Genomic DNA, 22623 nt, shown 5'->3' on the forward strand with positions numbered 1-22623 from the left:
CAACGCTATGAAAAGACTAAAGTCTCAATATATCTTTCGCCATGTGCGTCGTGTTGCCGCAGGTCTCATAGGATGTTGTCTGCTCACGGCATGTTCTGATTGGTTTGATGTCGCACCAAAAACCGACCTAACCGCCGAAAAACTCTATTCCACGGAATCGGGATTTGAGAGTGCTTTGACTGGAATCTATCTGTCGATGGTTACCACTGAGGCCTACGGAGGTAACATGTCATTTGGCCTTCTCGACCAGTTGGCACAAGAATATGACTATCTTCCTGATGGAGCGGTAGACCAAACAGCCATCTATAACTATGCTACGACGACGTCAGCAGGCTTTGCCACCAAGCAGAAGTTAGCCCAATCGTGGCTTAAACTCTATAATGTGATTTCCAATTGCAATAACTTTTTGAAGTGGCTTGATAGCAAAGGAGATCAGGTTATCCGTAATGAGAACACGCGAAATAGCTATCGTGCCGAGGCGCTTGCTATCCGTGCATATTGTCATTTCGATTTATTGCGTGCCTGGGGACCATGGAAATATGGCATTGATGCAGCCGCAGCGTCGACTAAGTCAATCCCTTATCGCGTGGAAACCAATAAGGAAAAGATGCCATTATTACCCGCAAAAGACGTCATTGAGAAGGTGTTGAAGGACCTAACGCAGGCAAAAGAACTGCTCACGGCCGAGAAAACACTCCGTCTTGAGGATAGCAACAGGCGGTTCCGCTTTAACTATCACGCGGTGAATGCCTTGTTGGCACGCGTCTATTGCTATGTAGGCGACGCCCCACATGCCATCGCTTGCGCACAGGATGTTATTGATCATTGCGGACTTCTTTTGAGTTCATCCAATCAAGACGACCCCATCTTGTTCTCAGAGTGCTTAGTTGCCCTGAACATGTACCACATGCAAGAGACTACTTCGCGTCTGTGGGCCGACGGAGATAAGTTCTCTACGCAGTATTTTATACGCCAAGAACGCTTCGATAAGTATTTCGAGGTGTCGGGATCTACACGTGAAGACATGCGCACAAAGAGCGCTGCATTCTATGAACACACATCAACGAAGACGGCAATCTCACGAAAATATAACACGAATTCCCATGAGGCAGTGCCTCTAATCAGACTTCCTGAGATGTATTTCATTCTTTGTGAGATGACAAACGATATGACGGCATCGGCAAAATACCTGAATCTCGTGCGCAATAAACGTGGATATTCCAAGTCGGTTAATGTCTCTTATACGAATGCTGAAGGACGTTTGGCCGCGTTGAACAAGGAGTTCCGCAAGGAGTTTTATGCCGAAGGACAATATTGGTTCTTCTTAAAACGCCACGGAATCACCCAACTTCCTTATGCACAGAATGTGGAGTTGTCGAAAGAACGCTTTGTATTCCCATTGCCTGATGCCGAAAAAGAGTATGGCTGGACAGCCGCTTCTGAACAATAATGCAGGCACATCGAAGTTTCAATTCATTCAAAATGACAAGCATCATGATAAAAACTCAATATCAACTCATCATCGCACTCTTCTTCGGCAGTCTGTTTTTGCAGTCGTGTTCGGAAGAAGTGGTGAAGACTTATTCGGCTGATGGCGATGGTGTTTATTTCAATTATGCCGACGAAGACGCACTAACGGCAACCGTGAACTTTGGAGATTCCATCCTAACCCAACCGAAAGAAATTGCTGTTCCGTTGCAGTTGAAAGTCATGGGACGGGCATCTGACGAGCCGCGCAAGGTGATTTTGAAGGCGAAGGCCATGGAAGGACGCGGCGAAGCGAAGGTGGTGTTGCCCGAAGTAGTGTTTAGTCCGAAGGAAATCACAAAGACAGTGAAGGTTAAACTCCAGCGTCCCACGATGCGAGACTCCGTGTTTGGTGTCGAGGTTTATATCGACAGCGAGGATGCAGGCTCACAGATTGGCGCCGGAATAAAGGGCTTTCAGTCGTTCAAACTCTATGCAAAAGAAAGCTATAGCAAGCCCGCGCAGTGGGATAACATGTCACTTATCTATCTCGGTCCATGGTCGGCAGACAAGCAAATCATGTTAGTGAAGCTCACAAAGCAAGATAAATTCTATGCCTCTTACGACTATTATGCGTTCGTTCGCTGGAATTTGGCCGCCATAGATAGCTTGAGAACCTATCAAAAGGCGCATCCACAAGAGGCTGTTGCGATAGATATTCCGTTTACAAACGACAATACTTATGAGAAGCCATGGTACTGGACATCGCTCCACGACCGCTATCTTGGAACCTATAACAGCAATGCTTTTGTTGGTCTTTGCAATGCTTTAGACATCACAACGGCTAATGAGCGCGCACAATTAACCGGAGATGAGGCCAAGATGAAAGCCTTGAATAAGAGTGCTGTAGAACAGATGATGACAAAATACAACACCTATTATTTAGACGGATGGCGCCCGGGATCTTCTTATAAGGATAATTTCTATGTGCCAATGCTATCGGATGTCGATTACAACGTAGTCAAACCGCAGGCATGGGATGACGAACAAGGAGGTAAAACCATGGTAGAGAAATACTATGGAAGCTATTCTCCCGAGAAATATCGACTGATGATAAAGGTTTGGATGGCTCATCAGGGCGAAAACTTTGTGCTCAACCAGATGTTCCCTGTTAAGAATGAGTGGGGCAATGTGTCATGGGATGAGTCGATAGGAGGGGAAGATGCCATCAAGCAATGCAACCAACTCTTCCGCGATGCGGTGGCTCACGGCAGCTATTCATTTAGCTTTCCCGTTGTGCCCTAAGCGGAGTTGAATTTCTCTTCATCGGAAAATATGATTCCATTCACATGAGTATGAGACATGAAAGCACTCGTTTGGCGTTGCAATCTCAGTCGTTTCATGCACCGAAATGAATCAAAAGGCAGCGCAACGAGGCCGATTTCACAACACACATCGAAAAATAACGAAATATATGAACATACGAACGGTTTTATTAATGACAGGTATTGTGGTCTTATCTTCATGTTATGAGGACCAAGGTAACTATAGTTATCGTTTCGATAGCATGAATTCCATCGACACGTTAATCTTCACTCCAGGGACTGTCGAGGCGCTATCGGGCAAGTTAATTGAGTTTACTCAGCCACTGACTGCTGCCGAAACCCATAAGAAAATACAGGTAGAGGTGAAGCAATCGAAGCAAACTGGACTTGAAAACTTAGACTTTACATGGATTGAAGGCCATAAGAAGAATGGCAAAACGGTCTATGATACGCTGACCACGCGAGGCTACTTGGATGTTGATTTGCCATTAGGGCGCGACACAAGTTTTACAGTTCTGTTGCGTGTTCATGACCAATCGACGAAGCTTTCGCGTTATGCTAACTTCCAGGTTGCTACTCGTCCCATCTTCAAAAACAGCCTTTTCTTCCTCCACGGCAGTCAAGGTAATGTGCGTTTAGGTAATGTTGAGGTGGTGGGCGCATCGACAAAGGTCAGAAGCGACGCCTATAAGTTGGTGCATCCCGATGCAGTTAATCCCTTCACCAAGGCCTATAAGCTGATGTTCCAATATGGTTTGGTTTCTGAAAGGCGTGATTTCGTGAAACGTTATAACCTTATTGCCTTCGAAACCGATGGCAAAGTGAAGACCTACGACCCCTTTGGCTTGAAGCCATGCTTTACGAATTATCGCGACTTTGTAGTCCCACAAAGTGATCAAGGCGCTTTCTTGCCGTCGAAAATCGGTATGGTAGGTGACCCTTCTAACCAGTCAGACTTCTATTATATGCTTGGTCGCGATGGCCGATTTATTACTGCTCGCACAATTCCTTCATTCAAATTCCCTGCTACTGCCTCTTCGGTGACGAATTATAATGTGACTGCTGCAGCGATAACGGCAGCCGATTTTGTGTTTTGGGACAGTAGAGGTAATCGCTTCTTGCATGTGAATAAGGAGGATAGTTATGGCATTTGGGCCGAACGACAGGCTTATGAGGCGCAACTGAACAACCCTGTTTTAGATGCGCATGTAGACTTTTCGTCACTTGCGGCAGGGCTTTCTCCCGTTGGAAAGAAGGGCATTTATGGCTTCATTCAGTTCCGTGAGAACTATAACAAGGCTCAACCTTATTTCATTTTCAGTGATGCTGACGGAACAAAGTATTATCTTTATCAGCTCACTTCCACAGCAACAGATGAGGACGGAGGCGGTAATGCCAATAGCAACGAGCCTGCTTATACGATTAAAGGCAGGCAGTTGACAGGCTTCACCCCGTCATCTGCTGCCACAATCTGTTACAACACGTGGTTCACAACAAACTATGTGTTCTATGCAGATGGGTCAGATGTGGTGAGGTTTGATTTGAATAATGGCGACAAAACCGTGCTTTATAGTGCACCAACAGGCTATACTATCTCTTGCATGAAGTTCTGTTCAGACGATAATTTCTTGTATTCTGGCGACTTAGGACGCTATATGGTCATCGGCATGAACCGCGGAACAGAGGGTGGAGTAGCGCAAATCAAGTTGAATACCGCCTCAGATATCGACGAAACTTATGCCCCACGATTCTATGACCAGGATGAAAATGGTCAGCGATTAGGCAATATCCTCGATGTACAATTCGTGCGTGAATACTCTTATCAAATACCTATTCGAAAATAAACAATGAAGAAAATTATTGCAATTGCAGGCTTTCTCATGGCTTCAGCCACGCTATCGGCGCAGTCAAATGCGTCGTTGACGGGTACCATTGAAGGCATCTCATCTGGCAAACTCTGCCTCACGGCACGAACTTCTGAAACCCATTGGGACACCCTTTCGGTCGTTCCGTTCTCTACCTCAGGCTTTTCTATGCAGAAAGTGAGCGTGAACGAGCCAGTGCCGGCACGCCTTTCAGTGGTTGGATACGATGGAGGCTTCTCGTTTATCCTTGAACCTGGTGGCACATATCGCGTGCATTTGAAGAATGGAGACGATTGGTCGATTGCGGGAAGTGTGTTGCAAGACCGCATGAGCAGCTACGAACAGCACAATAGACAAACGTTATTGCGCATTGCAAAGATGCAGCAAGCGTGCGACAGTTTGCGTCGAAACTCGCGCTATGGCAGTGCAAGTAAGCTCAACGACAGCATTCAACAGCTGAAAGAAGGCATGGAAACGGCGCGCAAATCCTTTCTTGCTGACAACGATAATCTACTTGCTGCACAGCTGATGTTAATGCTTGTAGAGCAAAACGACATGGCTTTGACCGAAGCAAAAGCGATATATGACGCGCTGGGAGAAGGCGCAAAGCAAAGCCGTAGTGGGCAGATTCTTAAAGAACGCGTGGCAAGACTCATGCGAACGAGTGCCGGAAAACTGGCTCCCGACTTTACTCTTCCGATGCCAGATGGCAAACTTTTCACGCTCAGTAAGATGAAAGGGAAGATTAAAATCGTTGATTTCTGGGCGTCTTGGTGTGGTCCTTGTCGTCTGAATAACCCCATTTTAAGGCAACTTTACACTCAGTTTCATGCGCAAGGCTTAGAGATTGTCAACGTCTCTTTAGACGAAAAGCGCGACCGTTGGTTGGCTGCTGTCGAGAAAGATGGCCTCACTTGGACGCAAGTTTCATCGTTAAAGGGATGGAAAGACGAGGTAGCGAGACTCTATAGTGTGTCGGCTATCCCCGCAATCTTTATCTTGGATAGCGACAACCACATCTTGGCTTCGGGCCTACATGGCGAGGCTTTGCGTGCATTCATAGTCAAACAGTTTGAAAAATAACGTGAAGATGTTGGCTGAAATGGCATCAATAATGATACCTTTTGCCTGAAAAGATACCCTTGAAAAGGTGTTGTAACAGGCAGAAATACGGCCAACGGCGTCAAGGATAGAATCAAAAGGAAAGATATTTTCAAGCACTAAATCAAATAAAACGATGAAAATAAAATTAATATTGTTATTATTATGTTCAACCAGTGGGGTGTTTGCGCAGTCCAATCAGTCCTATCTCATTCAGGGAACAATGCAGATTGATTCGCTTCGCAACTCACCCCGCACCGTGAAAAAAGTCTATTTAAGCCATGAAGTGAATGGCGAAGAGGTGGTGGTTGACTCTGCTGTTGTCACAAACAAGGCGTTTTCGTTCCGTGGAAAGGCACCGAAGTACATGTCACCTTATCACATTACTGGCTTTGATAACGGCACTATACAGGTGTTTTTGGAGCCAGGAACAATAACAATTCAGCCTTTTGATGCGCGTTATCCTGTTGGAGCACACGTAAAAGGCACGCCATCGAATGATGTTTTTGATGAATATAAGGAGTTTGGTGAGGCTGGAATACAACGTGCACGCGTGCGAATGGACAAGGCTTTTGCTGCACTTCCGGCTGACAAACGTAACGATGAGAAGGCCTTTTACCCTTATCAGCGCTCTACTTATTACGTGAATAGCCTCATGCATCGTGCCGAAGCAATGAAGTTTGCATCACAACATCTCAACTCACCCGTTGTACTTTATATTATCAAATACGATCTTTTCCGCTTCTTTCCCCCAAAAGTGTTGGAAGAAACCTTTATGAAAGCCATGCCAACGGCTATGCGACAGCACCCTATGTACGCTGAGTTGGAGAATCAATTACGGGCAGCAAACTTGGCAGAAGGAAGGCTTGCACCCGATATCGAGGGGCAGACTCCCGAAGGAAAGACGTTGCGTTTGTCGGATTTCCGAGGCAAATATGTGCTTGTTGACTTTTGGGCTTCGTGGTGCGGACCATGCCGTCGCGAGTTCCCTGTAGTCAAACAAGCCCTTCAAGAGGCTGAAGGCGCAGTGCCATTTGAGGTGTTGAGTTATTCAATTGACAGCAAAAAGCCTGAATGGACGGCCTGTATTGCAAAGAACGGACTATCACAACCTCACTGGACGCATATCTCTGTACTGAAAGGTTGGGGTTCTCCTGCAGCGAAACTCTATCATGTTGAGGCTGTGCCTCGTACGGTGTTGATCAGTCCAGAGGGTTATATCATGAGCTTTGACCTACGTGGTGAGCAGCTCATTAACACCATTCGGAAGCTCAAGAGTGGTGAGTTGAAGCCCAAAATGGCTGGCGCAGCAGAGGGAAATGGGGCTATGTTTGCCGTGAAAGATAACGGAATGCTTGCACATGATGCGCAAAGTGCGTCCTACCGAGAGCTTTCTGTGGCCCACGATAAGCAGATTTCAGACGGAATTGCAGCGCTAAAACGCGAAAAAGGTGCCCAATATGTGGCGTCAGCTGAAGGGAAAGCGGCTGTAGAACGCCTTCGCGCGATGGCTGATATCGACTTGATGACAGCGCAGTTGCAATGGTTGTTAGAGCATAATGATGTGGTGGCATATCCTGTTTTGGTGCAGCGCGACATGTTGCCACGCTTTAACAAGGAGTATGGTCGCTTGTTTGTGAATGCTATGGCACCTGAAATTCAGTCGTCAAAAGAGGCACGCGACTTAGATAATTGTGTGAAAGCCATGAGTTTGATGCAGGGAAATGATGTGCCCAATGCAACGTTATATCTTGCTGATGGCACGCAAAAGCAACTCAATCAGTATGCAGGACAGTATGTGTTATTGACCTTCTGGGATGCACAAAGTATGGGTTGCCGAGAAGAAATGGAACGTTTGCAGACCCTGTATGATGCAGCTCAGCAAGGCCAAGAAAAGCTCACACTCGTCAGTGTGTCTGTAGATAAAGACGAAACGGCATGGAAGAACACGCTGAAAGCATGGCATTTAGAGCGTCCTAACTGGGTGCAAGCGCGCAATAATGAGGCAGATGCTCACTCAGCGGTAAAGCTTTTCGGCGTTAATCATGTGCCCACGAACTTCCTCATCACCCCTGACGGCAAACTCATCTCTATGACCTTGCAGGGCGAAGAGTTAGTGGCGCGCGTGAAACAAATCCTCTCTGGCGACCTGTATTACCAGGATGAGACACCAAAGAAGTAATGGCTCAGCGATTGCAATCGTTGGTGTTTGGCCGTGTTGCGATTTGACCGAATGAACAAATGGTTTGAAATAAAAACTCCATGATAATTTGATTAATACCCCATCTCCGCCTGACGACCTAAGCTTGTCGGGCGGGTGGGGTAGAATCAAGGCGCAGTCTCTCCATCAAAATATGCCTCGCGCTGAAGTAAAGGCAGGTGAATGACTCGCCAAGGAGACGCAAATTGCATGGCAAGATAATTCTTGAAATACAACTTGTTGAAAATAAAGAAGTTACCTTATTAATACAACTAAATAGGTAACGATTTGGAAACGAGCGAATTACTTGGCTTCGCTGTTTTCTGCCTAACAAAGAACGCTTGTTATTCTGTCTGCAAAGATAATACTTTGTTACCGAATAACAAGCGTTCTTGATGAGATATTCTTCTTTCTGCACTTTTGTAATGCTGATTTTGTCGCTGTAATGGGATTATAATCCTCGTCCTCGCTTCTTCTTTCTGTTGGCTTGGTTTCTCAATTTGCGCTGCCATGCAGTTTCGGCATAGTCATCGCCTTGTGCGGATGGTGTAATCAAATCGTCCAAGCCTTCCATTAGTTCATCGGCTGCACTAATAATGGTGTCTGCCACTGTACTAATAGGATTCTGCACTTGTGGAGTGTCATTGTCTCGTGAGATAGAGGAACGGCTTGGAGGTACAAGTTGGTAACCTGTATCAGACTGTTCTTTCTTTTCTATTGGCTCTTGTATCGTTTGGTGTGGCATCTTTGATTCTTCCTTGTTGGTTGGTTCAAAGTTCTTCTGCAGGGAACGGTAGCCGAACTCCCTGCCGATTTCGGATGCCTTGAACGATTGTCCGCCGTATGAGAACTTCAAGCCATAGACCTTGCCCTGCTTGTTCTTTATGCGCTCTATGGAAATGCCGTTCTTGTTCAATTCATAGAGGAACATGGAATGCCCTGTAATGCCTGTTCCTTTGTACTTCTCAAGCAGGGCATAGCAGATTTGCTGTATCTGCTGCTTTGTTTGCTCTCTTGTGGAATTGGCCTTTGTCTTTTGGTGTTTCCTTTCCGCCTTGACCTCCTTTGCAATGGTCAAGCCTTTCTCCCTGCTGATTTCTTCTGCCACCCTTGCTGCCTTGTTGCTCACAAAGGTAGTATCATAGACCTCTCCGTACAGGCTGATACGGTTGGCGATGATGTGAATGTGTCTGTTGTCGGTGTCCTTGTGCGTTACTGCCACCCATTGGTGGTTGTCAAGTCCCATTCGCTTGGCAAACAAATGGGCTATCCGCATAAGTTCGGACACAGGCAGCTTTTTTTCGTCCTGCGGTGCGATACCGATTTCGATACGGAGAAACTTGTTCCTGCAACGGCTGTTGTAGTCGCTGACCACCTTCATTTCCTCATAGATGCTCTTTGGCTCCCTGCTGCAAAGATTGTGGAAGGCAAGCCGATAACCGAGCTTGCCTTCTCTGAAAATATAGTCCAAAGCCGTGCTACCGTGCGCTATCGCCTTACATTTACCTATCATTTCTTGTTAGATTTAAGATCTTATATACCTCATCATCCACACGAAAATGCGGGTCGTAAAACCGCTTAAATGCTTCTTTGGCACATAGCGAGAGGTTCTTTGTGATATGTAGCCAATCCTCGTCCTTGACCTTGATGAGATTGGAAACCTGCCCCTAGAACCTTCCTGTATGCTGGAGAATGGCAATGGCTTCCCTCTCATTGTCTGTCATCTTGGGAACGGCTGCTACTTCTCCGTTAAGGAGTATCTCACGGCAGTAGTCTGAGAACTTCCGCCCTGCGCTTTCCGCTTTTGACTTAATACGTTGCTTTTCCTCTAAGGTGCATCTAACTTTGATGAACTCCGTTTTGTTCATCCGCTGCTCTTCCTTATCCTGTTGCTGCCACTGGGCAGTTTTTCCATTGTATCTGTTCATATAAGTTTCCTTGAAAGTTTATCATTGTAGATGATTCATTGCTTCTTAATTCCTGAATACTGACCGATGAGAACGGAGTGATTACGGTCTAATCTCCCCGACAGTCTGACGAGGGGAGCAAGGGCTGTTTGTGGGTACAAACTGACGTCTTGCAATGTCAGTTAACGAAACATTTACGCACAAGGCGTTTTGCAGTCGAAAAGTGAATGCCGTGCATTCCATGCCTGACTGCGTTCGTGATACTCCCACCGTTCTGTATGTTCAGTAAACATTCAATAGTGAATTCTATTAAAAAGAGATGAGAGGGGTTAGTGGAAAGGCTGTCCTTTCTCCATCCCCTTTGTCTCCCTTTCATTCTGTTTACAACCTTCTCCATTTCTCTATGTCCTCACCGTACTCCTCCAAATGAAGGCGCACTATGTTCTCCACAAAACTTGAGAGGTTGCTGCCCCTGTCGCCCAATCTGCGCACGATGAAGTTGGCACACTTCTGTGTTCCTCGGCTCAGATAGACTGCCTTTCGGTTGCTCAGTTTTGTTGGAATAAGGTAGGCTTGCTTGTAGGCTTCGAGCGTTTCCTTTCTCATCTTGGCACTGATGCGCCTTTGAACGGTTGCGTTCTCCGATTTCTGTGCAGGTTCAGAGTGCGCGGTATTCTCTATGTCCTGCTTGTTTGGGTCTTGAAAAGTTCTGGATCTCCTTGCCCGAAGTTCGGCAATGAGATATTCAGACGAACCTTCAATTTGGTTGAGTCCTAAATATTGCTTGGTGGAATGGATTGTATTCTCCATTCTCTCGTTACTGACTTTTTTCTTTTCCATTTCTTTATCTCATTTTATGTTTGACTTGTTTTGATTCTCTGTTTTGATTTTGCTCCGTAACCGACATCCGTGTCCGTTCCTGCACTTTCTGCTGCTCCTGTTTATGCATACGACTGACATGAAACTCGTTAAGGTCTTTGAAGCCTTTGTAATGTACGGACATATCCTCCACCTTGAAACCTGCCCTTACAAATTTTTGCACGGTTCTCTGTCCTGCTTCATCATTGTCAAGGAAGACACAGATATGGGTCAGATATCGGTCGTTCAGATAACGGACTGTTTTCGCCAAATTACTCACGGAGTTCATCACAAGGCAGTGGTTGGCGACCTCTTCTTTCATAGAAAGAAAGGACAGAAAGTCCATAAATCCCTCAAATACATAGACAGGCTGTGTCTTGTCTGTTGTGTGTTCTGATCGTCTGTCTGTGAGTATAGGAGTAATGTCTTTCGGTGCGATTGTTCCTTTGAACGAACCGTTATCCCGAAGTTCATACCCTCCCGATAGATTGGCAAAGGCAATGGCTTGATAGCACCTGCCCCTTACCTCATAGCTGATACATTTGAGGAATGGCTTTGCATTTTCCAAGTTGATACAGCGCACCTTTGTAAGGTACTCCTGCAAATGTGGAGGCAGGGTGTCTGATATATTTATCAGTTTCCTTGCCCCATTTGCAGCCATTGAAGGTTGGAAATTGTTTGGTGCGAAGTCGTTGCGGGAACTATATGCAGTATCATCGGGAGCGTTCCGTCCCAAATGACGGATGGCTGCCGATAGCGTGCAGCCCTCCAATCGCATACAGAGGTCGATAATACTTCCGCCCCTGCCTTCGGCATAGTCTATCCAGAGGTGCTTCTCTGTGTCCACTTTGAAGCTCGGATGTATTTCTGCACGAAGCGGTGAACGATACAAGGCATAGGAAGGTGTCAGTCTAATAGGCTTGATGCCTTTCCTTTCAAGATACTCCACAATGGGGTATCGCTTGATGAGTAATAAATCTTCTTCTTTCATTGTGATATGTTTTAATTGAATTGATTGAATAATTTTTGTTTGAATGCCAATGGTGTGTTTGAATGATATTTGAATGGTACTTGAAAGAATTTCTCTTTTCCGAAGTTTTCCCTCCAAACTTTTTCATCTTTTTTCTTACTACATACTATTTTATTGTAAGTTGTTGATAATCAATATAGAATTGTAGTACATGACAATACTATACACCCTACTACATCAGACTACTACAACTGTCAAGCAAAGGACAGGGTAGTATCTTCCTTATCTTATACACATAGACAGGACTGCCACCGTCACGCCTCTTGCTCACTTTCTCAAAGCCAGTCCTTTTAAGGGCTTCTCCCATACGTTTGGAAGTCAGGGGCTGCCGTGTATAGATACCCAGATAGGTAAGGATTTCCGTAGTGGTCATATAGGAGCAACGGGGATTATCATCAGTAGGTTTCTCGAAGCAGCGCAACAGAAGTTCCGTTTCTGCGGTCTGCACTTGGAAGTCCTCGCTCTCCCTGTATAGTTCCGTGATTTCATCATCGTCAAACCAATAGCGGAAACCTGCGTTTATCAGGGCTTTGGCTTCCGTATAGACACTGCCATAGATATACTCTTTGCCCTCTCAATGTCAATGGACAGCACTCAAAGGGCAGAAACCGTCTGCTGCCTGTCGGGTCTGTAAGGAAGTCGTTGCCGTTCACCGATGCCACGAAACTTGCCAAGTGGGGATGTTCCTCCACATACTTGTCGTAGGGCATGCGGTACTTGACCATCGGGCAGGTGATGAGGTTCTTCAGTTCGTTCTCATCCCGTTTGTTGAGGGCTTTGAGCTGGTCGTCGATGTTTACGATAAGATTCTGCCCGATATAGGTGAACGTGTCCTTCTCCTGTGGATATATCTTTCCCGTGTAGCTGTAACCGTGCAAGGCAGGTGGGCAGAGCAAGTCTAAGAATGTTGTCTTGAACTTTCCCTGCTTGCCTGTCAGCACGAGGCAGGTATGGTTACGGCACTCACGGTCGTCGATTGCGTTGGCAACTACTGCCACGAGCCATTTGGTGAGATATGGTAGCCATTTTTTGTGATTGTGCACAACAACGCAACTTGCCAGTTCGGGAATAGCTTTCAATGAAAAGGAAGAAGCATCATTACTACGATCATTATTACGGCGACAGTCTGTGCTTCTTCTATTGTTGCAACCAATATCTTTCAAGGGCAGTTGCTTGAAATACTCCTGTATGGGATTGATGAGTGGAGAGAAGCTGCTCTCGATGATGGAGTACAGATTATCCGATGAGGTTATTATCCCGATGTCGTTGTCTATCTCTCTGCGGAGCGTGTTGATTTCATAGCGGGCCACCTTTGAGAAGTGAGCATCATTCTTGCTATGGTATTCAGTTCTTCCCAATACCGTATTGTATCTGAACTCATAATGATTGGAGAGATGAGCTTCTATCTCCGAGTTCTTGGAAAACTTCCTTCTTGTATGAAGTTCGCTGTTTTCGCCATCCGATTTGCCTTTATCTGCGCTTGTTTTCATTATATGCTTGGTTTTGTTTCCAAGAACGAAGTTATTAAGAGAATGGGTAAGTTCCAAGCATTCGGAGAGTGCTTGCATAATGTTGCGCCCGTCTGCTATAAAGTTCACACGGATATTTTGTCACGGCAGGGCAAGAAAATGTTTTTTGTGGGAAACAGAGTCTGGAATGATAGCTACTAACAAAAACATAAATGTGCGTATTGCCTACGTCTGCTGTATATTGCACCGATTGGAGCTATTCCCCATGTATAGGATAAACGGTGAAAGAAGAAATCAAAGAATAATGTGAAAAAGGCAACCGATAAGAAACGTTGCCTTTTCCTTCAATTTCCCTATATATCCCTGCTGTTACCTGTTGCTTTGAGGTATGGAAAACACATCATACTTTTGCAGGCAGAAACAAGCGATGATGTGCAAAAACAAAAAGGGATTACAAACAAAACAATAATAAGGAAATGGGATATTTTATCATTACGGACTCAAATTGGGCAATGCTGAGGGACGAGATACTCGCCCTTGCCCAAACCTGCCACAAGGCATTCGGGGAACAAAGCAGGCACACAGATTGGCTGCATAACGGTGATGTGTGCAAGTTGCTCAACATCAGCAAGCGCACCTTGCAGCACTACCGTGATACAGGTGTGTTACCATTCTCTCAAATCGGACACAAGTGTTATTACAAGCGTGAGGATGTGGAGGGATTACTTCAAACCACAATAGATAAATCAAAAACGGATAAACCTAAAAACAAATAAGACAATGGAATCAGCAAAGGACTTGAACATGGAGGCGGACGAGATGCTGGTTGTGCTCTCGGCCCTTGAAGGGGTGAACAGGCGAATAAAGGAAGTGGCACAGACACACAAGCCGCTCTTTGGCGGTGGGCACTTCCTTATGGGCAAGGAGGTGTGCGAGCGACTGTATATCAGCCCCCGCACCTTGCAGGACTATCGGGACAGGGGGATTATACCCTATACACAGTTTGCAGAGAAGATTCTCTATAAGGCATCGGACTTGGAGAATGTGTTGGATGAAAACTATAAAAGTCCCCATGTGTAGAATGATACATAATGGAATTTTACGAGTTTATCTACTTTCTTATTTACCCGAACGGCAGATACCATTTCATAAGATGGTGCCTGCCGTTTTCACTGCGATAAAACAATAGGCGCAAGCCCTGTTTCTCAACAAGTCTTGCGCCTGCAAAAAATAGAGAGTTATAAATCAAATTACATCAAGGCTGGGTGTTTATGTCATCGCCCGATGTAGAGTCTGGATTATCCGTATCCACCTTGCCTTTCCATTCCTCCCATTCAATGTCCACATCTGTCAGGCTGCGAACCGCACGGCGACCGCCACCCATGGCTCTTGTGCCACCTCCACGAAATCGGGTTTCGGGAATGAAGCGAACGCGCACGCTGTTGATGAGCGCGGCAGTTACTTCCTTTTCTGTATCGACACCGTTATTATTCGTCGCCGCCGTGAAGTAGAAAGAGCCGATACCGTCTAATTTCACCGAACGGCCCTGCGCCATATAGTCGCCCATTACGCCTCCGAGTGCCGTGAGTACGGCACGCACATCGGCAGGGCTTACCGTTGATTCAGCTGCCACACGCTTCGCCACTTGCTCCGTCGTAATGGCAGAGCCTACGAGAACGGACTTGGGATACCACTTGCCGTTCACTTTCATCTGTACTTTCTTGTAGAATGCCATAGGTTTGATTGTTTTGTGCCAAAAGCGGTCGAAATGTTAACAACGACTAAAGTATAAGTAGTGGGGCACTGAAGTATAAGTAGTGCCCTACTGAAGTAGGACTTGTCGCCATCTCAATCTACACCACTCATCGGCTGGTTAATGATAAGAAACAAATTTTAGGAGGAGTTTTGCAGAGGTCTCGAATTGTTAAAACTACTTTCTCCCATGTCTTTTTGTTGTTTTCGACCTTATCAGTTCTTCTGCACGGATAATCGCTTTCTTATTAAGTACGACACCACCCTTGTTCAGTCTCACACGTTCATGCGAGCTTTGTCTGATGCCAATGTCATCTGCGGAGAGTACACTCTATATGGCTTTTCCAATGATTATCTAATTATTAAATAAATGCACTGGCTACGTTAATAAAGATATACATACGTCTGATACTGGCGGCATATTTCTATACGATTACTTATTTTCTATGATATAGTACTCACATCCAGTGCCTTACCTTGATAATTGAATAATTTCTTAAGCACATTCTTTATTACACCATTCTGCAGCTTATACACCATCGCCTTCTCTTCGAACTTTCCTTTCACAGGATTCTCTCTTAGATGATCTGATGAGTTATGAATGGCATTCACAATGAAATAAGCATCTGGTACCGGAATGTTGTTATCCTCGCAGAACTTCAATTTCTCATTGGTCTTATGAGTAATTATGAAGTTTTCCTTCAACTGCTCAGATCGCAGTTTGGCATACATTACCTTCTCAACCCTTAGCCTCAAAGCCAAAGCCACAGCGTAGGGATCATACATGGAAGCATCTTTGAAATATTTATTCAGCTCGTCAATTAAAATCTGCTTAAACACTGCAGACTTGCCCCATGTCGACTTAACACCTGGTTTTGAATAAGCAGCAATCTCTGCCGACAAATCTTTCACTTGTGGGTTATAATGAAAGATATAACACGACAATTTCTCCTCCAGTGCCTTATCATTATCTTTTTTCTTATCGAGTCCTTGCCTAAAAGCAATAAACTTCATCATATCTTGGGTAGAAACAGGTAGAGTATCTTCCAGATACACTTGATGAATAACTTTCTCGTTGAAAATATAATTACGAAAATAGTAAGGGTTCAAATGAGTTAACAATACTATATATATGTTACCATGACTCTTCTTCATAATCTGCGACAAATAGTATTGTGCTGCCATTGTATTAGCATCGTCTAAGTAGTCAAACACCTCATCAATAATAAGAATGTACTTCTTGTCAGATCTAAGCCCCGATTTAAATACCAAAAGTTCTGTAGCAAAGGTCAATACATCTCTTTGTCCATTCGAAATATCATTTGCATGAGGATATGTTACAACAAGCCTTCCATTTCGCTCTTTAGAGCAAATAGATCGACCTGTAGTATCCAGCAACTTCAAATTAGCATCTATACGCTGCTTATATCTTTCGTATTGAGCCCGATTGCAAGCCCTTCTAACGTTATCTTTCTGATGGTTCCAAATATACAGCAATTGGAAAAACATATTGAACACATCAAAGCATGTAGCTGCAGGGGTAACCTTCAACAGAACGCTCTTAAAGTGAGCGTAATTCTCTTCTGCCTCGATTTCAGAGAAGAAACTATCTACTATCTGGGTACGAACCTGATTCTCAGTACCTCGAAGACTGTTAATACTGTTCTGAACCACATGTATTTTTTCCAGTCTCTTTTTGGTTCCGAATTTATTGAAATCGTCATAACATTCAGGCAACAAATTAAGAAACTGTTTGTTACGCAGTAAGGGTTCAATGGTAGTTAAAACCTTCTTATTTGTACCGAATTCTCTTTTTATTGAGTTTATCTGGTATGTTATAGCAGCGGAACTTTCAACAGGACAGATATCAATATCTTCAATCTCAAGATAAGCTTCCACATTTACGTAGTTTCTGATACGCTGTTTTTTGTAATCCACCCTACTCCTGTTATGTATTACGCAAACTTGATAGTCAGAAATTTCATTCTTTGTTCCATCTGCAGTATATTCATTGCCATCTATAGTAAGTTTCAAACTGCTGGGTGCATTCTTCTCCCCAATATGCTTGTTATCCTCTGTAATCTCCAATCGCGTTCTTTTCAGCGATTCAAAAGCTGTTGCCAACGATGACTTACCAAAGCCGTTCGGTGCAACACACAAATTTATCTTATTAGAATCAAGGTTTACATTTAAATCTTTACCCTGAGTTCCAAAACCTTTTATATTTTCAATTCTGATTTTGTTTATCATATTTTCTTATATACCATCTAATATATTATCATTCCATCCTTTTCAGTTCCTTCATTAACCTCCCCAGTTCTGAGTAAGTATAATCTCTACCACTCGTAAGTTTCTCTCCCATAGACCGATTGGCATTGACTATGGCCTTTTCAAGATTACCGCCATTGCGTTCAAAGTAGCCGTGCAGACCTTTGGTCTTGATGAAGAATTCTATCGTCTTCCGATACTCCACACATTGGTTCAGGTCTTTGAGCAATGGTTCTTGATCATTGTATGGACGTGAGGTGTAGCGGAAATAGTATAGGAAGAATAGTTCGGTGCAGCGGTGAGTCTCGAGAAACTCTACCTCGCAGTAGATGCCTTTCTTGGGTTTGTTGATGGGCTTGGCATACTTCGCCTTCAGCTTCTGATATTGTGAACGTTCTGGCTCCTTGTCCTTTGTGTCCATGTCAATGATGCAGAAGATATGGCTGTAACCCATTGTTACGCCCTCTGCAATCTTTACTTCCAGTTCCTTGATGTTGGTATGTTTCGGATAGTCTGGCTTGATGGTCAGACGTTTGAATACATCGCATAAAGACTTGAAGTAGAAAAACTCCGTTGGCCCTTCACCCAGGATGAGTGCTGTCTGTCGTAGCTTTCCCATATCAGTCCTCCAGATTTATAAAGATACTACCCAGTTCAGGCTTGGCACCCAATCGGCCAATGCGGTATGAATTATATAGCGAAAGATTCTTGTGCAAGCCGAAGGAGTCGCCACGGGCATACTCGGATGATGCAGTTTCCTTGTTCTTCTCGACAAACCACACCACACCTCTGTTCTCGTTAATCATGTCCTGAGACAGAAGGGTAGCCTCCTGACTCGTAATAATCAGCTGCGATTTATCGGAATTGAAGATGAAGACATTGAGATAGTAGTATAATAGGTCGTTGTGAAGATCTTCGCCCAGTTCATCAAGATAGTACACGTGGGAACTCGTTATCAAGTCGTACAAGGCATCCAATATACGGATGTACTTCTGAGTACCCTTTGACTGCCATCTGAGAGGAATATCAAAATCTCCATTGTCAGAATGGTTTAAGAAGGTGATAGAATCTGTAGTAGGCTTCAACAGAACTTCTTTCATCTCCTCGGGGATATTCTCTTTCTGGATACGCTCGCGAAAATCGTTGGGCACAATGCGGTCTTCAACAATAGGACGATATTCCAGAATGTTCAAGTCGGCCTTCTGAAGCATGGTGTTATAGAACTTACGCTTCTTAGGATTACTGTAGGCATCCTTCAAGATTTCAACAATGCCTTTGTCTCCATCACCATCTATCTCGTGGTAGTTATCCATAATCCAAGCATGAAGCGCATTAAACGGAGCTATATCTTCTTTCAAGGCAGCTTTTCGGCAAACGGACAGTACACTGTGATTGTTCAATGTGTTCTCACGGATGCTTTCCTGAGTCTTGACTTGCAGTTTGAGACTCGCACCAAACTTGATGTCGGCCTGTACATTCTCACCCACAAAACTGCGCTCATAGAACAGCGATTTTGATTTGTTGGGGTAATAGTACAAGGCTTCACTCAGAATGTGTTTGCCGTTGAACTTGACATCGTAATCATATCGGGTACCATTAGCATAGAATGATACGTGCATTTTGGTTGGCTCATCTTTGGTGAGCACAAAGGGTATGTAACCGCCTATTTCGGCTGTCGCATCCGATTTTGGCATGATCAATAGACGGAACACCTCGTTCATGGCAATCAGCATATTCGACTTGCCAGAAGCGTTTGAACCATATAGGATGCCTAGCTTGTACAAGAATACACCATCAGCAACTTCGGTGACAAGTTCCGAAGAAGGTCTTTTGGCCACAAAGCTTAATTCCTGCTTGTCGCGAATGGAAAGATAGTTCTTTATCCAGAAATCTCGTATCATACCGCAAAATTTTATCTATTGTTGTAATTTTACTACAAAAATACGAATAATATCTAAAGATATAGTATGTCGCCCCTCCCGTTTTTATAATTACAATGTGGTTTTAAATATATTTAACTATGTAATATATCTCGGCGGATTCTATTGTATATGGTTCTATAGGCTCTTGTCGCCTGAATAGGGAAACGTGTTTTGCTCCACTTTTGAGGAGTAGAATACAAATAGTCAAATAAAATTCTGTGATAATTATCCTATTCTGACAATCTCATAGAATTTTCGACCCACTTGTTTTTGCCCCACCATTTGCCCCACAAAATTTCACGGAAAGATTAGAACTTCCGTTATCAACGATAAAAAATCATTTTAAATTATATCACTAAGTTCATGATACTCAATAATTTTTGGTATGAATAGATATTTGTGTTTAATGATTTTGAACATATGTCTTTATCCCTCTCTCCGTACACCCCTTTACTTTTGCCAATTGCTTGGCGATGAGCCTGTCCATATCCTCAGAAATTTTCTTGTCTGTCACCTGTGCGTAAATCTGTGTGCTTGATGTGGAAGCGTGTCCCATCATCTTGGCTATGCTCTCAATAGGTATTCCTGCACTAAGGCTCATCGTTCCGAAGGTGTGGCGAGCCATGTGAAACGACAACCGTTCCTTAATGCCGCAAGCCTTGCCTACAATGCTAAGCCTGTCGTTTATCACGCTTCGGCTGCACTCACGGGGAAAGATATGTTTTTCATCTTTTTCTTTCAGCGTCTGCTGTTCTTCGTTCTCATCCTGTTCTTCCCTGCAATGGAGGATAATGGCCTCTGCTATTTGGTGCAGCGGCACAATGAACTCCACCTTTGTCTTTTGACGTTCCTTGCGGATATACTTCTTCCCATCCGCTGCCGTTTGGATATGCCCATATTGCAGAGTTTCCATATCAGCGATAGCCAACCCTGTGAAACAGGAGAAAATGAACATCAGCCTTGCCTGTTCCGCTTCCCTGTCATTCATCGTCATTACCATGAGTTTGGCGACATCGCTCTTCTGCAGGAAGCGCATCTTCTTTTCCTTCTTCTCATACTTGGCATGCTCAAAGGGATTGCATCGGATAATCCTTTGGCTGACCGCACGGAACATTAGTCGGCTCAGCCAACAAAGATAGTTGTTGATAGTCGTTCCCTTCAATCCACGCTTTTTGAGAAAGAAACGGCATTCCTCAAACAAGTTCTCCGTAATGGTGGATATGGGCATGTCCTGTAATCCTTTACTTTCCACAAACTCGCGGAGGTTCTTGTCTGAATGGGACAGATTATGATAGGTGCTCTCAGCCCTTGACCTGCCCACACTCTCCTTGACGGCTTGCAGCTCTACCCTACTCATGGCAAGGAGCGTTATAGGATGGGTGGCAATGCCTTGCAGGTGGTTCTTGATGAGTTCGACACTTACCACTCCGTCCCTAACAAGAATATCTCGGTAGGTCTTTTCCACAAGTTCCCTGTACTCATGAAGCCTTTGGTTGGTCTTCCTATCTGTCGCCAATCCCTGCTTCATGTTCCACTCGGAGGGCTTACATTCTTCGCCTGTAGTAATAGCTGAGCTTTTCCCGTCTATGGTGATACGGCAAAGAATACCTGTCTTTCCGTCTGCCTTTGTCTTCTGTCTGTTGATATAGAACAGTATCTTGAATGTACTTCTCATAACGGTTGTCTTTTATATGGTTAAACGTAAATCTTCGGTGAAAAATAGGAAACGGTCGAATTCCTCAAAGAGTTTCTGTGGGGTTACCTTTGCGTAGCGTTCCGTCATACTTATGTTGGAATGTCCCAGCATCTTGCTCACCGTTTCAATAGGCACGCCCTGTTCAAGCGTGATGAGCGTTGCGAAAGTATGCCTTGCCGTATGCGTGGTAAAGGGAAACGATATGCCTGCACGAAGTCGTAGGGCTTTCAAGTAAACCTGATAGTTCTTGTACTTCATGTACGGAAGCAGCGTTTCCCTTTCATCACTACGGTACTTCGCTATTAGCCTAACGGCTTCGGGCAGCAGCTTGATACGGCAAAGTACGCCTGTCTTCTGACGATTGAACTTCAGCCACAGACTGCCTTCATCATCACGGACAAGATGGGATTTGTTCAGTTCCATCAAGTCGCAATAGGCCGCACCAATATAGCAGGCAAAGAGAAAGATGTCCCTTGCTGTTTCCATTTCCTCCTCCAAATCATCAAAGCGGAGTGCTTTTAGTTTGTCCAATGCTCCCCTGTCAAGAGCCTTGGGCAGTTTCTTGTCGCCCTTTGATATCTTAACCTTGTCAAAAAGGAGTGTGTCAGCCAATCCCTCACGATAAGCCAACCTGCATACCGTCTTCAAATGAGTGGCTACATTATAGAACGTGCTTTCCTGAAAACCGCACTCACTTAAGAAATACTGCCGGAACTCATGGATAAAATCCTCTGTAAGTTGCGAGAATGCCAAGTCCGAAACCTTGTACTTCCGTTGAATAAACTTCTGTAAATGTATGCGGGTGGAGTGGTAGCCGTGTATGGCTCCTTCCTTGATGTCTATACCTACATGGTTTTCCTTTTCCTTGATGAGCATGTCCAGCCTTTCGATGAGCATGCACCGTGTCTGCACGCTGCCCTGAAACTGCTCCTTCACTTCGGTTGCGTCAAATGGACAGCCTTTGGAGAGCAAGGACTGATAAGCCGACTGAACGGACAACAACAGATTCTCCAACCTGCCGTTTATCTCTACCGCCTCACGGCTCTTTCCGTCCATTCGGCTCTCACGTGGGTTCCATAGGTCAGGATCGCAGGATAACTTGCAACTGAACTGGGCAATGGAACACCCGATGGTAATGCGTCCCATAATAGGGGCTCTGCCCGACTTGTCAAGACCGCTCTTTTTAAGGTAGAGCAACACCTTCATTTTCTCTGTTTTCATACGCTTTAATATTTGTGGGCAAAGTTACCCGAATTAAAGCGTTCCTCACTTATGCAGAAAACTGCCGACCGAAGCAACAGCCACACGAGCGAAAATAATTCAGTTACCGAATATTACTCCATCGTTACCTATGCCAGAATCGGGTAACGCTTTGGTAACTGAACTTCTGCTCAAATCTGCATATTACTGCCCTTTACGAACAGTGCAGTCTTATGCAAACCGTTCCGCTTCCTCCTCATTATCAGTTAGTTTGCAACAACTTCGATTTTTCTTCATTTTCTTTGATAAGTTGCAGCGTAAAACGTGCTGATTTGCACGGCGAAATGACATAGATTGTTTACAGCATCAAGCTGCCGTGTCGTGTGGATTCAGCCTGCCCACGTGGTTTACTCAACAGATTTGTTCATCAAAAGAAATAGAAATACAATCTGAAAACATATACTATCATAGGAAAAATTTTTTAATTTAGATTGTAATTTTTGCTCCTTTTTGTGCTCTTATGACCACATTAAGGAGCATTTCTTTTTTATTTCCTCTCTCGT

The 22623-nt window shown here is 44.5% G+C and carries 16 protein-coding genes and 2 pseudogenes; 7 read left to right on the forward strand and 11 right to left on the reverse strand.

The window, feature by feature from the left end; all coding sequences use genetic code 11:
- The first annotated feature begins 7 nt into the window (after positions 1 to 7).
- The 5 genes from HMPREF9145_RS04730 to HMPREF9145_RS04750 all read left to right on the forward strand — a co-directional run bounded on the left by HMPREF9145_RS04730 (position 8) and on the right by HMPREF9145_RS04750 (position 7940).
- The gene (locus tag HMPREF9145_RS04730; RefSeq protein WP_021825233.1) at positions 8 to 1450 is read left to right on the forward strand and encodes a RagB/SusD family nutrient uptake outer membrane protein; all 1443 of its coding nucleotides are present in this window, start codon (positions 8 to 10) and stop codon (positions 1448 to 1450) included.
- Between the two features lie 44 nt (positions 1451 to 1494).
- Positions 1495 to 2772 (forward strand): DUF4843 domain-containing protein, encoded by a 1278-nt coding sequence (locus HMPREF9145_RS04735; protein ID WP_021825238.1) that lies wholly within the window; start codon positions 1495 to 1497, stop codon positions 2770 to 2772.
- Between the two features lie 169 nt (positions 2773 to 2941).
- A complete protein-coding gene (locus HMPREF9145_RS04740; protein ID WP_021825202.1) occupies positions 2942 to 4636 on the forward strand; it encodes a PKD-like family lipoprotein in 1695 nt (564 codons plus the stop codon).
- A 3-nt stretch (positions 4637 to 4639) separates the two neighbouring features.
- Positions 4640 to 5740: a TlpA disulfide reductase family protein gene (locus HMPREF9145_RS12485; RefSeq protein WP_021825216.1), complete on the forward strand. Its 1101-nt coding sequence runs from the start codon at positions 4640 to 4642 to the stop codon at positions 5738 to 5740.
- Between the two features lie 154 nt (positions 5741 to 5894).
- Positions 5895 to 7940 (forward strand): TlpA disulfide reductase family protein, encoded by a 2046-nt coding sequence (locus HMPREF9145_RS04750; protein ID WP_036906619.1) that lies wholly within the window; start codon positions 5895 to 5897, stop codon positions 7938 to 7940.
- 469 nt (positions 7941 to 8409) lie between these two features.
- On the opposite strand, the gene HMPREF9145_RS04755 is transcribed toward HMPREF9145_RS04750, so the two are convergent.
- From HMPREF9145_RS04755 to HMPREF9145_RS04775, 5 genes and pseudogenes are all read right to left on the reverse strand, one after another.
- Complete coding sequence (locus tag HMPREF9145_RS04755; protein WP_021825236.1) at positions 8410 to 9471, reverse strand: relaxase/mobilization nuclease domain-containing protein; 1062 nt, start codon at positions 9469 to 9471, stop codon at positions 8410 to 8412.
- Positions 9461 to 9886 (reverse strand): annotated as a pseudogene (locus tag HMPREF9145_RS04760) (plasmid mobilization protein). The gene HMPREF9145_RS04755 and the pseudogene HMPREF9145_RS04760 overlap by 11 nt, the downstream one beginning before the upstream one ends.
- Before the next feature lie 360 nt (positions 9887 to 10246).
- Positions 10247 to 10705, reverse strand: coding sequence for a DUF3408 domain-containing protein (locus tag HMPREF9145_RS04765; protein ID WP_021825205.1), 459 nt, complete (start codon positions 10703 to 10705; stop codon positions 10247 to 10249).
- 4 nt (positions 10706 to 10709) lie between these two features.
- Entirely contained in the window at positions 10710 to 11714 is a 1005-nt protein-coding gene (locus tag HMPREF9145_RS04770) for a toprim domain-containing protein (protein ID WP_021825225.1), read from the reverse strand.
- A 211-nt stretch (positions 11715 to 11925) separates the two neighbouring features.
- Positions 11926 to 13243: pseudogene (locus tag HMPREF9145_RS04775) on the reverse strand (VapE domain-containing protein).
- A gap of 455 nt (positions 13244 to 13698) precedes the next feature.
- Between HMPREF9145_RS04775 and HMPREF9145_RS04780 the strand changes: the two are divergent.
- A complete protein-coding gene (locus tag HMPREF9145_RS04780; RefSeq protein WP_036906622.1) occupies positions 13699 to 13998 on the forward strand; it encodes a helix-turn-helix domain-containing protein in 300 nt (99 codons plus the stop codon).
- 4 nt (positions 13999 to 14002) lie between these two features.
- Positions 14003 to 14302, forward strand: coding sequence for a helix-turn-helix domain-containing protein (locus tag HMPREF9145_RS04785; RefSeq protein ID WP_021825229.1), 300 nt, complete (start codon positions 14003 to 14005; stop codon positions 14300 to 14302).
- Positions 14303 to 14477: 175 nt separating this feature from the next.
- Here HMPREF9145_RS04785 and HMPREF9145_RS04790 read toward each other — a convergent pair whose 3' ends face one another.
- The 6 genes from HMPREF9145_RS04790 to HMPREF9145_RS04815 all read right to left on the reverse strand — a co-directional run bounded on the left by HMPREF9145_RS04790 (position 14478) and on the right by HMPREF9145_RS04815 (position 22081).
- A complete protein-coding gene (locus tag HMPREF9145_RS04790) occupies positions 14478 to 14957 on the reverse strand; it encodes an HU family DNA-binding protein (protein ID WP_021825231.1) in 480 nt (159 codons plus the stop codon).
- A 461-nt stretch (positions 14958 to 15418) separates the two neighbouring features.
- On the reverse strand, positions 15419 to 17224 hold the full coding sequence (locus HMPREF9145_RS04795; protein WP_021825222.1) for an ATPase AAA: 1806 nt from the start codon (positions 17222 to 17224) through the stop codon (positions 15419 to 15421).
- Between the two features lie 28 nt (positions 17225 to 17252).
- Positions 17253 to 17861: an RloB family protein gene (locus HMPREF9145_RS04800; RefSeq protein ID WP_021825210.1), complete on the reverse strand. Its 609-nt coding sequence runs from the start codon at positions 17859 to 17861 to the stop codon at positions 17253 to 17255.
- A 1-nt stretch (position 17862) separates the two neighbouring features.
- Positions 17863 to 19143 carry an AAA family ATPase gene (locus HMPREF9145_RS04805; RefSeq protein ID WP_021825218.1) on the reverse strand — a complete coding sequence of 427 codons (1281 nt, stop codon included), beginning with the start codon at positions 19141 to 19143 and terminating at the stop codon, positions 17863 to 17865.
- A 424-nt stretch (positions 19144 to 19567) separates the two neighbouring features.
- Positions 19568 to 20839, reverse strand: a complete 1272-nt coding sequence (locus tag HMPREF9145_RS04810) for a site-specific integrase (RefSeq protein ID WP_021825240.1) — start codon at positions 20837 to 20839, stop codon at positions 19568 to 19570.
- A gap of 12 nt (positions 20840 to 20851) precedes the next feature.
- Positions 20852 to 22081: a site-specific integrase gene (locus HMPREF9145_RS04815; protein WP_021825239.1), complete on the reverse strand. Its 1230-nt coding sequence runs from the start codon at positions 22079 to 22081 to the stop codon at positions 20852 to 20854.
- Positions 22082 to 22623: the final 542 nt, after the last annotated feature.

Source organism: Segatella salivae F0493, from assembly GCF_000477535.1.
Classification (GTDB): Bacteria; Bacteroidota; Bacteroidia; order Bacteroidales; family Bacteroidaceae; genus Prevotella; species Prevotella salivae.